The sequence below is a fragment of the Maribacter vaceletii genome (assembly GCF_003634105.1).
In the GTDB taxonomy this organism is placed as follows: Bacteria; Bacteroidota; Bacteroidia; order Flavobacteriales; family Flavobacteriaceae; genus Maribacter_B; species Maribacter_B vaceletii.
Genome location: NZ_RBIQ01000009.1, coordinates 164,869 through 178,410, shown reverse-complemented (window position 1 = coordinate 178,410; position 13,542 = coordinate 164,869). Strand labels below are relative to the sequence as shown.

General features: G+C 31.2%; 14 protein-coding genes. 4 read left to right on the top strand and 10 right to left on the bottom strand.

What is annotated here, in order from left to right; translation table 11 throughout:
- Window positions 1-204 precede the first annotated feature (204 nt).
- The 6 genes from CLV91_RS11605 to CLV91_RS11585 form a co-directional block, all read right to left on the bottom strand.
- Window positions 205-429 (bottom strand): DUF2795 domain-containing protein, encoded by a 225-nt coding sequence (locus tag CLV91_RS11605; RefSeq protein ID WP_013994285.1) that lies wholly within the window; start codon window positions 427-429, stop codon window positions 205-207.
- 135 nt (window positions 430-564) lie between these two features.
- Window positions 565-1,140, bottom strand: coding sequence for a cob(I)yrinic acid a,c-diamide adenosyltransferase (locus CLV91_RS11600; protein ID WP_121068123.1), 576 nt, complete (start codon window positions 1,138-1,140; stop codon window positions 565-567).
- Between the two features lie 38 nt (window positions 1,141-1,178).
- On the bottom strand, window positions 1,179-1,319 hold the full coding sequence (locus tag CLV91_RS16880; protein WP_170146750.1) for a hypothetical protein: 141 nt from the start codon (window positions 1,317-1,319) through the stop codon (window positions 1,179-1,181).
- 70 nt (window positions 1,320-1,389) lie between these two features.
- Entirely contained in the window at window positions 1,390-1,884 is a 495-nt protein-coding gene (locus tag CLV91_RS11595) for a hypothetical protein (RefSeq protein ID WP_121068120.1), read from the bottom strand.
- Window positions 1,885-1,891: 7 nt separating this feature from the next.
- Window positions 1,892-3,769: an ABC-F family ATP-binding cassette domain-containing protein gene (locus CLV91_RS11590; RefSeq protein WP_121068119.1), complete on the bottom strand. Its 1,878-nt coding sequence runs from the start codon at window positions 3,767-3,769 to the stop codon at window positions 1,892-1,894.
- A gap of 15 nt (window positions 3,770-3,784) precedes the next feature.
- Window positions 3,785-4,966, bottom strand: coding sequence for a lipoprotein N-acyltransferase Lnb domain-containing protein (locus CLV91_RS11585; RefSeq protein WP_121068117.1), 1,182 nt, complete (start codon window positions 4,964-4,966; stop codon window positions 3,785-3,787).
- Between the two features lie 99 nt (window positions 4,967-5,065).
- On the opposite strand from CLV91_RS11585, the gene CLV91_RS11580 reads away from it, so the two are divergent.
- Genes CLV91_RS11580 through rlmF form a run of 3 tightly spaced genes read left to right on the top strand, consistent with a single transcriptional unit; the run spans window position 5,066 to window position 7,735 of the window.
- Window positions 5,066-5,821: a CDP-alcohol phosphatidyltransferase family protein gene (locus CLV91_RS11580; protein ID WP_121068114.1), complete on the top strand. Its 756-nt coding sequence runs from the start codon at window positions 5,066-5,068 to the stop codon at window positions 5,819-5,821.
- Window positions 5,822-5,840: 19 nt separating this feature from the next.
- Window positions 5,841-6,758: an alpha/beta hydrolase gene (locus CLV91_RS11575; protein WP_121068112.1), complete on the top strand. Its 918-nt coding sequence runs from the start codon at window positions 5,841-5,843 to the stop codon at window positions 6,756-6,758.
- On the top strand, window positions 6,758-7,735 hold the full coding sequence (gene rlmF / locus CLV91_RS11570) for a 23S rRNA (adenine(1618)-N(6))-methyltransferase RlmF (protein WP_121068110.1): 978 nt from the start codon (window positions 6,758-6,760) through the stop codon (window positions 7,733-7,735). Before CLV91_RS11575 ends, rlmF begins: the two co-directional genes overlap by 1 nt.
- 27 nt (window positions 7,736-7,762) lie before the next feature.
- Here the strand turns inward: rlmF and CLV91_RS11565 are convergent, their stop codons facing one another.
- The 4 genes from CLV91_RS11565 to CLV91_RS11550 form a co-directional block, all read right to left on the bottom strand.
- A complete protein-coding gene (locus CLV91_RS11565) occupies window positions 7,763-8,452 on the bottom strand; it encodes a GNAT family N-acetyltransferase (protein ID WP_121068108.1) in 690 nt (229 codons plus the stop codon).
- A gap of 35 nt (window positions 8,453-8,487) precedes the next feature.
- Complete coding sequence (gene lptB, locus CLV91_RS11560) at window positions 8,488-9,228, bottom strand: LPS export ABC transporter ATP-binding protein (RefSeq protein ID WP_121068106.1); 741 nt, start codon at window positions 9,226-9,228, stop codon at window positions 8,488-8,490.
- A 74-nt stretch (window positions 9,229-9,302) separates the two neighbouring features.
- Entirely contained in the window at window positions 9,303-10,145 is an 843-nt protein-coding gene (gene tatC / locus CLV91_RS11555) for a twin-arginine translocase subunit TatC (protein WP_121068104.1), read from the bottom strand.
- On the bottom strand, window positions 10,145-11,110 hold the full coding sequence (locus tag CLV91_RS11550) for a KpsF/GutQ family sugar-phosphate isomerase (protein ID WP_121068102.1): 966 nt from the start codon (window positions 11,108-11,110) through the stop codon (window positions 10,145-10,147). Before CLV91_RS11550 ends, tatC begins: the two co-directional genes overlap by 1 nt.
- A gap of 205 nt (window positions 11,111-11,315) precedes the next feature.
- Between CLV91_RS11550 and recQ the strand changes: the two genes are divergently transcribed.
- Window positions 11,316-13,514 (top strand): DNA helicase RecQ, encoded by a 2,199-nt coding sequence (gene recQ, locus CLV91_RS11545; RefSeq protein ID WP_121068100.1) that lies wholly within the window; start codon window positions 11,316-11,318, stop codon window positions 13,512-13,514.
- Window positions 13,515-13,542: the final 28 nt, after the last annotated feature.

Sequence of the window (13,542 nt, the reverse complement as noted above, 5' to 3'; positions counted from 1 at the left end):
ATTGAAAACCTTTATAACTACTATAGTTGCATATTGGTTTTTTCAATATTTTTTTAAGCCTAGTATATTTACCAACTGTATTCTTACATAACAAAAGCTATTCCAGTTTAGGTATTTGTAAATATAGCATTACACGGCTGACAAAATTACATAAAAAAAAAGCCTCCAAGGAGACTTTTTTATAGCAATTGTTATAATATTTTATTAATATTCATCCTCATTCCAGAGGTAATCTTCCTCGGTGGGGTAATCTGGCCATATTTCTTCTATGGACTCATAAATTTCTCCGCCCTCTTCTTCCATGGATTGTAAATTCTCTACAACCTCTAATGGTGCTCCTGTTCTAATAGAGTAATCTATTAATTCATCTTTGGTAGCAGGCCATGGTGCATCACTCAAATAAGATGCTAGTTCTAATGTCCAATACATATTAAAAGTATGTTTTAATTTTTTGCAAAAATAATTTTTAAATATAAATAGCCAAGTTTTTTTGCTAGTAATTCTGATATTTTATTAACAAAAATCTTTTTCTAATATTTTGATAACGAATAAATAACAAAATTATTAGCCTTTTTTTTCAGGTATCCATTTTATTTCTTCCGCTTTAAGGTCAAACGACAATTTTCGTGCCAATACAAATAGATAGTCGGACAATCTATTAATAAATGACAAAACATTACCATCTGTAGGTTCATTTTCATTTAAAAAAGAAATCATTCTTTCTCCTCTTCTACATACGGTACGTGCAATATGACAGTATGACACGGTTGTGTGGCCACCTGGTAAAATAAAATGAGTCATTTGCGGTAATTGCGTTTCCATGGCATCCATATTATCTTCTAAGAAGGTAATATCTATGTCCGATATTTTAGGTATAGCTAGGCGTTCTTTTCCATTTTTTAGTATAGCTTTTTCTGGGTCTGTAGCTAAAATTGCTCCTACAGTAAAAAGCTTATCTTGTATGGTTAGTAATGTTTGTTTAGATATAGTGTCTATTTTTTGGTCTCTAATTAAGCCAATCCATGAATTAAGCTCATCAATTGTGCCGTAAGAATCTAGTCTAATATGATGTTTAGGAACTCTTGTACCACCAAATAGGGCAGAGGTTCCTTTGTCTCCGGTTTTTGTATAAATTTTCATAAGTAAAGCTTTAGGATAAGAGAGAGAAGTAAAGAGATTTATTTTTTCTTTTTTCGGTTGTAATCGCTCATAAATTTTCTAGATTTTCTGTCCTTAGATTTTTGACGATTTCTTATTGAAACAATTAGATATAGCATTGCAACTCCGCCTAACACATAATACATAGTATTTCCTTCCATAATATTCCAATTTTACTCGATAATTGAGACTTAAGCCCTCAGAGTGTTATTTTGTATTAAAAATAGTCTTTTAGTATCTAATTTTAAAATGTTCTTTTTCTTGTTCTTTTCTAAAAAAGAGGATGCCACAATAAAACAAATCTACACTTACCTTTATCTCTTTTTGTTTTTTAATTTTTTCCCAAAAGGTATTTTCTTCTTTACTCTTGTGTATGTTGTTAATAAAAACCCAAGTAATGTTTTTTATTTCTTTTTCTATAATAGTGTTGTTCCAATCTTTGCAGTTTTCTAAATATATGCCTTCAAATTGGGAAGCTTTGGTTTCTAAATTAGGGAAATTTGGTTTAATATTATTTAGATAGAGGTTACTTTCAGAATTTATCTTTAAATTTTTAATATTAAAATAGCGTATGCTTTTTAGAAGTATATCTACACTTTTTGATGTAGCAAATTTCTTTTTAGTATAAAGTCCTTTTGTAATATAAGAATATACAAAAGGAGAATGCACCCCATGTTGGTTGGTAGCAGAGAATATAAATTTTATATGCGAAATAAAAGAATACATAATAAATTTAACCTTCTAACATGGCAGAAAGTGCAAACCAACGTTCTGTTTTTGTTTCAATTTCAGAAGTTATTTGTTGTAGTTTTTTTGAAAGCTCAGCAATATCATCTCCAGATAATTCTGGATTTGTAAATTCATTCTGTGCTTTTGTTTTTTTATTTTCAAGCTTTTGTATTTCTCTTTCTAGTTGGTTGTATTCCTTCTGCTCGGCATAGGATAATTTTGTGCCAGTTTTGCTCTCGGCTTTCCAAGAGTTTTTAGAATTAGTATTAGAATTTTCTTTTTGTTCTCTCTTTTCTAAAACCTGACTGTCTTCATAGGCTCTATAGTCAGAGTAGTTGCCTGGAAAATTCTCAATTTCTGCATTGCCTCTAAAAACAAATAAATGGTCTACAATTTTATCCATAAAATACCTGTCATGTGAAACTACCATAAGACATCCTGGGAAATCTAATAAGAAGCTTTCTAATACATTTAGGGTAACAATGTCTAAATCGTTAGTAGGTTCATCGAGTATTAAAAAATTTGGATTCTGAATTAATATGGTGCATAAGTATAGTCTTTTACGTTCGCCGCCACTTAATTTCTCTACAAAGTCATATTGTTTTTTTCTGTCAAAAAGAAAGCGTTCTAAAAGCTGTTGCGCAGATATTTGTCTTCCTTTACTTAGTGGAATGTAATCTCCAAAATCACGAATTACATCTATAACCTTTTGTCCTTCTTTTATTTCAATACCCTTTTGGGTGTAATAACCAAATTTAATAGTATCTCCAATTACTACCTTTCCACTATCTGGTTGCCCTTTTCCTGCAATTATATTTAAAAAAGTAGATTTTCCTGTTCCATTTTTTCCAATAATACCTACGCGTTCTCCTTTGGTAAAACTATAATCAAACTGGTCTAAAATAGGTTTTTCAGGAAAAGCTTTAGATATTTTATGAAGTTCTATTATTTTACTTCCCATACGGGTCATGTTAATCTCTAACTGAACCTCATGTTCTTTTCGTCTATTATTAGCCTTTTCCTTAATAGCATGAAAATCGTCTATCCTGGATTTAGATTTTGTAGTTCTTGCCTTTGGCTGTCTACGCATCCAATCTAATTCTTTTTTAAATAATAGTTTAGATTTATGGTGTTCTACAGCTTCTTGTTCTTGCCTAGCTTCTTTCTTTTCTAAATAGTAAGAATAATTTCCTTTATAAGGGTAAAGTTGTCCGCCATCTAATTCTATAATTTCATTACAAACACGTTCTAAAAAGTAACGATCATGCGTTACCATAAAAAGAGTCATGTTTTCTTTAGCAAAATATTGCTCTAGCCACTCTATCATTTCTAAATCTAAGTGGTTGGTTGGTTCATCTAAAATCAATAAATCAGGTTTATTAATTAAAGCATCTGCTAGAGCTAATCTCTTTTTTTGGCCGCCAGATAATAGACCAACTTTTAAATTTAAATCTTCTAGTTTAAGTTTAAATAATATTTGCTTGTATTGGGTTTCAAAATCCCATGCACTAAACCTATCCATAGCTTCAAAAGCTTTTTGGTATGCCTCTGCATCTTCTGGATTATTTAATGCTTTCTCATAAGTTCTGATGACTTTTAATACCTCATTGTCCGAAGCAAAGATAGTTTCCTCAATAGTAAGGTTAGGATCCATTTTTGGTTCTTGCTCTAGAAAAGATACTCTGGTTCCTTTACGATAATTTACTTGCCCACTATCTGGACTTTCTGCACCAGATAAAATATTTAAAATAGATGTTTTTCCGCTACCATTTTTAGCAATTAAAGCAATTTTCTGGTCTTTATTAATGCCAAAAGAGAGGTTGTCAAAAAGAACAAGTTCGCCAAAAGATTTAGCAATATTTTCTACAGTAAGTAAATTCATGTTTTAAAACTAGTATTAAGTATGGGAGTGTCTTAAATAAAAAAGTATGTAAAGGTATCTTATTATTAACGAAAGTAGTATAAAAATTAAGATAGGAGAGAATACTTGTATTTTTGCAACCCATAAAAACATGGTAACTAATATTAATGATAAAAGAATAATTACGTATAGTTTTATGTTTTCTGGAAGTTTATTTTTTCTCACTAAAAATGCAAAATATAAGTTTACAGGAAATGCCCATAAGAAATTAAAATTCCATGCAGTTGCAGTATGGTCCGTACCAAACCATAGAAAAAGTATTACTATACCAGCAAGGCCAGTTGCAGTGAAAAGAAAAACATCTAACCATTTTGTTCTTTTTTTAGAGAAGTAATCTTTAATAGTAATACTACTTGTTGCTATTAGAATTATCCCTAGCCAAAAAATAGGACTTAGAATAAATAAATTGTTTTTTTCTTCTGCTTTAGATTTTAAAATCATAGCAGTTTTAGAAACCAATGGAGTACCATCTTTTTTTGTAGTATGTTCTAGTTGATGATACACGTATAATGGTAAGAATTGATGTTCTAAAGAACTTGCTTTCTTATCAATTACAGATCCTAGAGCTAAATCTATCCCAAAAGTTGCCCATTCATTTATAACTAAAAACTCATGTATTAAATCTCTAAACGTTTTTTTCTTTTTTAAATGGGGGTAGCTATACAGTAAATTATTTTGGGTTACTTTATTTAAAACTTCAGGAATTTTAGTGGCACAATTATCAAACAAGAAATCATATTTATAATACTTGTTCTCTGGGAGTAAATTGTTTTCTAAAAAAGCTATTAAATTGTTTTTCTCTTTTAAATTTAAAGCTAAATGCTGCTCTTTTACCCATTTGTTTTCAATCTTATAGGTGTATATAAAATTATCAAATGAGTGTCTGCCAATTTTATAAGGTAATTTTCCCGTAGTAAATTTAAAATAGAAATAGGGGTCACTAAAATCAAACATCCCATAATTATAGGTAACATCTATTCCTAATGTAGGGTCTTGTATTCTAAAAGCACTATGTCCAAATTTAGAGCTAAGTTCTTCTTGAGGGCCTATAGTTAATAGGCTAACTTTAGATAAAGGAGATAATTCTATTTTGTTTTGAGCACTGTTAAAAGTGCTGTAAAGAACAACAAAACAAAATAATAATTTTTTAATAAACATGATTAGGGTATAGTTAATGTACTGCAAATATCTGAATAATTTAGGAACAAATACTATTCCTGAAAAAATGTATTACTTTTACGTAAAGTATACAAAAAGATGAAAAAACATATTCCTAATTTAATAACCTTAGGTAATTTATTTTGTGGTTGTGTAGCGGTAATTTTTGCTGTTTTAAATCAATTAGAGCTTGCTGCTTTATTTGTTTTTTTGGGTATATTTTTTGACTTTTTTGATGGTTTAGTGGCTCGTGTTCTAAACGTTCAAAGTGTTTTGGGGTTACAGTTAGATTCCCTTGCAGATATGGTTACTAGTGGTTTAGTTCCTGGTATTGTAATGTTTCAATTATTAGCAATGTCTATGTCTGGCGGGTGGAATGTAGATATGGCAACACAAGCGTCTGATGCTACTTTTTTGGTGGGATTAAAAGTTTCGCCTTTGCCTTTTTTAGGGTTCTTAATTACTTTAGCATCTGCTTATAGGTTGGCAAAATTTAATGTTGATGAAAATCAAGTTACTTCCTTTACAGGGCTCCCAACACCGGCAAATGCTTTATTAATATTGTCTTTGCCTTTAATACTTTTGCACCATAATAATGACTTCTTAAATAGTATAATTTTAAATCAATGGTTTTTAGTTAGCATCACTATACTTAGTACCTATCTTTTAAATGCTAATATTTCTCTATTTGCTCTTAAATTTAAAAATTGGAGTTTTAAGGATAACGCTTTACGCTATATATTCATAATTATAAGTTTGGTTTTAATACTAACATTACAGTTTTTAGCAATACCATTTGTTATTATTTTTTATGTTGCTAGTTCTTTTATTTCAAATTTAAGTTCCAATAAATAAATTTAATTTGTAGGTGATTATGAGAGTATTAATAAATGATTTGTTATTTATGAAAGAAGTAATTAAACGTAAGTTTCAATTTGTAATTACCTTGCTTTTTTGTTTTGTATTTAGCTTTGTTTTTTCTCAAAAAGATTCATTAGCAATAGAGACTTCTATAGATGTTGTAAAAGATATTAGGTATGCAACTTATAAAAATGATACATTGTTATTAGATTTATATAAACCAAAAGTTTTTGATGGGAAATTAAGAACTATTGTAATAATTAGAGGTGGCGGTTTTAAAGTTGGAGACAAAGATGGGTTTGCAAAAATAGCTAAGGAAATAGCAAAAAGAGGATTTGCAGCAGCATGTATAGAGTATAGAACCACAAAAGAAGCGCTTTTTCCAGGAGCTGTTATAGATGCTAAAGCAGCTGTGCAATGGGTAAAAGAAAACGCCAAAGAATATAAATTAAATGCTAATGCAGTTGGTGTTTTAGGAGGATCGGCGGGAGCGCATTTGGCAATGATGCTTGCAACAACAAATGAAATATCCCCGCTAAATCCTGTTGGTAATCCTAATGATTTTAAAGTTAATGCTGCAGTAATTTTGGCGGCAGATGCAGATTTTTCTTTAGTTCCAGAAAGTGGACCTTTAACAGAATGGTTAGGAGTTTCATATACGGAGAATAAAGATATTTGGAAATTAGCTTCCCCATATTTTCATATTAGTAAAACATCTTCACCAATGTTATTTATACATAGTAGTGCAGATAAGATTGTTCCTTTTAAGCAATCTGTAAACAGTGTGGCTAAGTTATCTGAATATGATGTGTATTGTGAGTTGGTTTCTTTACCAAGAGCACCACATGGATTTTGGCACAATAAAGAATTAATGAAGCTAACTTTAGATAAAGCTGTTTTATTTTTCGAGGAACAAATGAAGAGGAATTAATGGGAGGAGTAAAAAGAAAGCACCCCAAAGAAAAAGCTACGCTGCATATTAGAAGTAAGCACAGAAATCGTTATGATTTTGAAGCTCTAATTATAAGTTTTCCAGATTTAAAACCTTTTGTGCAACCTAATGCATATAACGACTTATCTATTAATTTTTTTGACCCACAAGCGGTAAAGATGTTAAATACTGCTTTGTTAATGCATTATTACAAGATTAGTTTTTGGGAGATTCCATCTAACTTTTTATGTCCGCCTATTCCTGGAAGGGCAGATTACATACATAATGTGGCAGATGTATTATACAGAGATATTCCGGAAATGTTAGAGGGAGATGTTAAGAAAAATAGCAAAATTAAATGTTTAGATATAGGAGTAGGAGCTAATTGTATTTACCCTATTATTGGAGAAGCAGAATATGGTTGGAATTTTATTGGTTCTGATATTGATAAAAATGCAATAGAAGTTGCAGAGAATATTATTGCAAAAAATGCGCATTTAAGTGGAAAAGTAGAATTGCGAAAGCAAAGTAGTTCTAGAGATTTTTTTAAAGGAATTATTAAAGAAGGGGAGTTGTTTGATTTAACTGTATGTAACCCTCCTTTTCATGGTTCTATAGAAGAAGCGCAAAAAGGAACAAGAAGAAAATTAAAAAATTTACGAGGAGATAAAAAAGCGAAACCTACTCTTAATTTTGGTGGACAAGCAAACGAGTTATGGTGTGATGGAGGTGAAATGAAATTTGTAAAAGATATGATTTACCAAAGTAGGCAATTTGCAAATTCATGTTTGTGGTTTTCTACCTTAGTATCTAAAGAATCTAACCTGCCAATAGTACATAAGTTGCTAGAAAAAGTAGAAGCAAAAGAAGTTGGTACTTTACCTATGGGACAAGGTAATAAAATAAGTAGGGTAGTAATTTGGACTTTCTTATCTAAAGAAAAACAAAAAGATTGGCGTTTAAAAAGATGGGGGTAGATTTAAATATTGATTTAGGAGCAAATGTTATTTTTTATGAAAATACCACCAGTTCATTTCTCTAGTTAATGTATATCCTAGTTTTTCATAAAGTTTAATTGCCCCATTACCTTTTGTAGTATGTAAAATTGCTTTTTTTCTTGTTTTTAAAATTTCTTTTGTAGTATATGCTACCAGTTGTTTAGCAAGACCACGTCTTGTGTAATCAGGATGCGTAACTACACCACTAACCTCAATAAAGCTATTAGTTTGTATGCGTTGCCCTGTTACAGCAACTAATTTATTGTCTATAAAAATACCAAAATAAGAACCCATATCAAAGCTTCTTTTTTTGTAATACCCAGGCATAACTAGCCATATTAAATCGTAAATTTTGTCTACATGTTTTTCCGTGAGAGGTACAATTTCTTCGGTAATGTTGCAATCTTCTAAAGCACCTTTTAAAACCATTTGTACGCCTTCAATTTTACGTTCTAAAACCACAAAATCTTCATCAAATTTAGGGTCTGTGTTTTCTGAAACCAGAAAAAAATAATTCGTAAGTTTAGCATATTCGTTTAATGCTTTACTAGTTTTTTCTGGGTCCTCAAAAGCCCCAAAAGAACAGATTTTTGGATTGTAAAATCTAACTCCATTTAAAGTTATTACAAATTTTTTATGGGCTTCATTTAATGCATGCCAAACAGGATTTTTTAATGTTTGTTCAAAATTATCCATGAAATTTATTCTTTTCAGCTAGAAAATTTAAGCCTTTAAAAATCTAACTTCTTTTTACGTAATTCAAAGTTTTGTCCAAGGTATACTTTACGTACCATTTCATCTGCAGCTAAATCTTCAGGAATTCCAGACTTTAATATTCCACCTTCAAACATAAGGTAAGACCGTTCTGTAATAGCAAGTGTTTCCTGTACGTTGTGGTCTGTAATTAAAATACCTATATTTTTATCTTTTAAATGTGCTACAATACGTTGTATGTCTTCTACGGCAACAGGGTCCACACCTGCAAAAGGCTCATCTAGTAATATAAATTTAGGGTCGGTTGCTAAAGCTCTTGCAATCTCGGTACGTCTACGTTCTCCACCAGAAAGTAAGTCGCCACGGTTTTTACGAATGTGTCCAAGGCTAAACTCTTCAATAAGCGACTCCATTTTCATGTGCTGCTCTTTTTTGCTTAGTTTGGTAAGTTGCAAAACGCTAAGAATATTTTTTTCAATACTTAGTTTTCTAAAAACAGATGCTTCTTGTGCTAAATAACCAATACCATTTTGCGCTCTTTTGTACATAGGAAAATTGGTAATTTCCATATCGTCCAAGTAGATTTTACCGCTATTTGGCTTAACAAGGCCAACAATCATATAAAAAGAAGTGGTTTTTCCTGCGCCATTTGGACCAAGTAGACCAACAATTTCTCCTTGGTTTACTTCTAAAGAAATACCTTTAACAACTTGGCGCCCACGATAGGCTTTCATGATATTATCTGCTCTTAGCTTCATAGTTTCAAATCTAATTCTATTTGGTTAGCATCAAAAGAATTTATGTAATTTTTAACCTATTCCTTAGTATAGGCTTAATTTGTTTTTAAGTTTTTCTTTGCCTTCTTAGCTTCTTTTTTTAATACATAAGAAGAAATATAAATACTTACCTGATATAAAATTAAAACTGGTACCGCAACAATAATTTGGCTAGCAACATCTGGAGGTGTAATAACAGCAGAAAGTATAAGGACAACAACCAAAGCTATTTTTCTATATTTTTTCATAATCTCTGGAGTAACTATACCTATTTTAGTTAAAAAATAAATGATAATTGGTAATTCAAAAAGAATACCACATGCTATAACAGAGGATCGTACTGTAGCAATAAAGGAGCTTAAATCAAACTCATTTAGTACTTCTTCACTTACTTGGTAGGTTCCTAAAAAATTAATAGATAACGGGGCTACAATATAGTATCCAAATAAAACTCCTAGAAAAAATAAAAAGGAGGCTATAAAAATAAATCCTTTAGAGTTTCTACGTTCTTTCTCATATAACCCTGGGCTAATAAATTTCCACATTTCATATAAAATATATGGAAAGCCAACTATAAAACCAGCCCAGATAGAGGTCCAAATATGTGCGGAGAATTGCCCAGACATTAACCTACTTTGTATGGTAAAAGGTAATTTATCGGCACAAAAATCAGAATCAAAGCCTAAATATGTAGCTATTTCACAAAACAGCCTATAGGTAGGGAAGTCCATTTTCTTAGGGCCAAAGATAACCGTATCAAAAACAAATCCTCTAAATAAGAAAGCAAGACTCCCTATAATTACTACTGCTAAAGTACTTCGTATTAGGTGCCATCGTAACTCTTCTAAATGGTCTAAAAAAGACATTTCTGCAGGAGTTTCTTTTTTTTTGTTACTCATTATAATATGCCTTCGTTTATTAAATTATGTAAATGAACAACGCCTTGGTATGTGTTGTCTTTAATAGCTAGTAATTGAGAAATACCACTATTTTGCATAGTCTCTAAAGCTTTAATTGCAAGCACACTTGTTTCTATTGTTTTTGGAGAAGTGGTCATTATGTCTTTTGCAGTGAGCCCTTTAATAGAGTCATGTTTATTAAGCATTCTTCTAATATCTCCATCCGTTACAATGCCAATAATTTTATTTTCCTTTAAAACAGCAGTGGCTCCAAGCATTTTTTTAGATATTTCTACAATAACCTCTTTTATATCGGCATCAATATCAACCTGTGGTTTTTCATTGTTATTTACAATGTCAGCTACACGTAAATATAGTTTTTTTCCTAATGCGCCACCTGGATGGTATTTTGCAAAATCAGTACTACTAAATCCTTTTAATTCTAAAAGGCATATTGCTAAAGCATCACCCATTACTAATTGTGTGGTAGTGCTAGTTGTTGGTGCTAAATTATTTGGACAAGCTTCTTTTTCTACAAAAGTATTTAGAACAAAATTAGCTTGTTGCGCCAAAAAAGATTCTGTATTACCAGTAATTCCTATTAGTTTATTGTTACCTCTTTTTATTAAAGGTACTAACACTTTTATTTCTGGTGTATTACCGCTTTTAGAAATACAAATAACAACGTCATTATCTTGTACTGTTCCTAAATCGCCATGAATAGCATCTGCGGCATGCATAAAAATAGCAGGAGTTCCAGTAGAATTAAAAGTAGCTACAATTTTACTTGCAATAATGGCACTTTTTCCTATTCCTGTAACAATTACTCTGCCTTTGGCTTCCATAATTGCATTTACAGCATCTGCAAAATTTGCATCTAGTAAACTAGTAATGTTGCCTATAGCTTTACTCTGCAGGTCTATTGTTTTTTTTGCTAAATCTAGTATAGCTTTTGTATTGTTCAATGTAATGTGTAATTAAAAGGATTGTATTCCTAAAAGAATGTATTATCTTTAAGAACTGCAAAATTAAGCAAACTTAATTTTATACAATATTTTATAAAATAGAAATTAGCTTTGTTTTATTTAGTAGCTAGGTTTTAAAAGTATAATTTATTAAATTCCTGTGATAATATTCACAGGATTAAGTGAAAAATGACAATAGATAATTATGAGTCGTAATGTTGATGATATACATGCTGCACTAAAAAAGCATTTTGGATTTAATCAGTTTAAAGGCTTACAAGAAGAAGTAATAAGAAAAATTCTGGATGGCAAAAATGCTTTTGTAATTATGCCAACGGGTGGTGGTAAATCTTTATGTTACCAACTACCAGCATTAATGAAAGAAGGTACAGCCATTGTAGTTTCTCCTTTAATTGCTTTGATGAAAAACCAAGTAGATGCTATAAGAGGTGTCTCTTCGGAACATGGTATAGCGCATGTATTAAATTCTTCTTTAAATAAAACAGAAATAAAACAAGTAAAAGAAGATGTAACTAATGGTGTTACAAAACTTTTATATGTTGCCCCAGAGTCTTTAACAAAGGAAGAATATGTGGAGTTCCTTAATTCCGTAACCATTTCTTTTGTTGCTGTAGATGAAGCACATTGTATTTCGGAATGGGGACATGACTTTAGACCAGAATACAGAAATTTACGAAATATTGTTGGGAGATTAGGTGATAATATTCCCATTGTTGGACTTACAGCTACAGCCACCCCAAAAGTACAAGAAGATATTATTAAAAATTTAGGCATTACAGATGCGCAATTATTTAAAGCATCTTTTAATAGGCCAAATTTATTTTATGAAATACGTACAAAAACAGAAAATGTAGATGCCGATATTATTCGTTTTGTAAAACAAAATGAAGGTAAATCTGGAGTTATTTATTGTTTAAGTAGAAAACGAGTAGAAGCATTAGCGCAAGTATTACAAGTAAATGGTGTGAGCGCAGTACCGTATCATGCAGGCTTTGATGCAAAAACAAGGTCTAAATACCAAGATATGTTCCTTATGGAAGATGTGGATGTGGTTGTGGCAACAATAGCCTTTGGTATGGGTATAGATAAACCAGATGTTCGTTTTGTAATACATAATGATATTCCTAAAAGTATAGAGAGTTATTACCAAGAAACAGGACGGGCAGGAAGAGATGGTGGAGAAGGACATTGCCTTGCTTTTTATTCCTATAAAGATGTAGAGAAACTAGAGAAATTTATGTCTGGTAAGCCTGTTGCAGAACAAGAGATAGGAAATGCACTTTTGCAAGAGGTTGTTGCCTATGCAGAAACGTCTATGTCTAGGCGTAAATTTATGTTGCATTATTTTGGAGAATCTTTTGATGAGGTAAATGGCGAAGGAGCAGATATGGATGATAATGCTCGTAATCCTAAAGATAAAAAAGAAGCAAAATCGAATGTAGTAAAACTCCTTAGTGTAGTTCAAGGCACAAGTGAAAAGTTTAAGGCCAAAGAAATTGTTAAAACAATAATAGGAGAGGTTAATGCATTAATATCTTCCCATAAAACAAATGAAAAACCTTTTTTTGGTATAGGGAAAGATAAAGATACAAGTTATTGGATGGCACTTATTCGTCAAGTACTTGTGGCAGGGTATCTTAAAAAAGAAATAGAACAGTATGGGGTTTTAAGAGTAACTCCAAAAGGGAAAGACTATCTAGATACGCCAGAGTCTTTTATGATGACTATGGATCATGTGTATAATGAAGAGAGCGATGCTGCAATTGTTAGTGCATCTAAAGCCGCAGGTGTAGCAGATGAGAAGTTATTAAAGCAATTAAAAGATTTACGTAAAGCACAAGCAGATAAATTAAATGTACCCCCTTTTGTTGTTTTTCAAGACCCTTCTTTGGCCGACATGGCTTTAAAATATCCTATCTCTATGGAAGAGATGTTAAATATTCATGGTGTAGGAGAAGGGAAGGCAAAAAAATACGGAAAACCATTTATAGAGCTAATATCTAGTTATGTAGAAGATAATGATATTATTCGCCCAGATGATTTGGTGGTAAAAAGTACAGGTGCAAATTCTGCTTTAAAGCTATATATAATACAAAATGTGGATCGTAAGTTGTCTTTAGATGATATTGCTTCTGCCAAAGGGTTAGAGCTTCCAGACTTAATAAAAGAAATGGAGCAAATTGTTTTTAGTGGTACTAAATTAAATTTAGGCTATTGGATTGATGAAATTTTAGATGATGACCAGCAAGAAGAAATACACGATTACTTTTTAGAGGCTGAAACCGATGATTTAGAGGAGGCTAGTAAAGAGTTTGATGGGGATTATGAGGACGAGGAATTGCGTTTATATAGATTAAAATTTATTAGCGAAGTAGCGAATTAGTGTAAACATAAAATTAAAAAGGAGAGCC

What these genes read in the sequence shown, in the direction of transcription:
- CLV91_RS16880 (WP_170146750.1), bottom strand. Translation starts at nt 1,319, where the DNA reads ATGGAAGGAAATACTATGTATTATGTGTTAGGCGGAGTTGCAATGCTA.
- CLV91_RS11590 (WP_121068119.1), bottom strand. Translation starts at nt 3,769, where the DNA reads ATGAATTTACTTACTGTAGAAAATATTGCTAAATCTTTTGGCGAACTT.
- CLV91_RS11585 (WP_121068117.1), bottom strand. Translation starts at nt 4,966, where the DNA reads ATGTTTATTAAAAAATTATTATTTTGTTTTGTTGTTCTTTACAGCACT.
- lptB (WP_121068106.1), bottom strand. Translation starts at nt 9,228, where the DNA reads ATGAAGCTAAGAGCAGATAATATCATGAAAGCCTATCGTGGGCGCCAA.
- CLV91_RS11575 (WP_121068112.1), top strand. Translation starts at nt 5,841, where the DNA reads ATGAGAGTATTAATAAATGATTTGTTATTTATGAAAGAAGTAATTAAA.
- recQ (WP_121068100.1), top strand. Translation starts at nt 11,316, where the DNA reads ATGAGTCGTAATGTTGATGATATACATGCTGCACTAAAAAAGCATTTT.
- CLV91_RS11605 (WP_013994285.1), bottom strand. Translation starts at nt 429, where the DNA reads ATGTATTGGACATTAGAACTAGCATCTTATTTGAGTGATGCACCATGG.
- CLV91_RS11595 (WP_121068120.1), bottom strand. Translation starts at nt 1,884, where the DNA reads ATGTATTCTTTTATTTCGCATATAAAATTTATATTCTCTGCTACCAAC.
- CLV91_RS11565 (WP_121068108.1), bottom strand. Translation starts at nt 8,452, where the DNA reads ATGGATAATTTTGAACAAACATTAAAAAATCCTGTTTGGCATGCATTA.
- rlmF (WP_121068110.1), top strand. Translation starts at nt 6,758, where the DNA reads ATGGGAGGAGTAAAAAGAAAGCACCCCAAAGAAAAAGCTACGCTGCAT.
- CLV91_RS11580 (WP_121068114.1), top strand. Translation starts at nt 5,066, where the DNA reads ATGAAAAAACATATTCCTAATTTAATAACCTTAGGTAATTTATTTTGT.
- CLV91_RS11600 (WP_121068123.1), bottom strand. Translation starts at nt 1,140, where the DNA reads ATGAAAATTTATACAAAAACCGGAGACAAAGGAACCTCTGCCCTATTT.
- tatC (WP_121068104.1), bottom strand. Translation starts at nt 10,145, where the DNA reads ATGAGTAACAAAAAAAAAGAAACTCCTGCAGAAATGTCTTTTTTAGAC.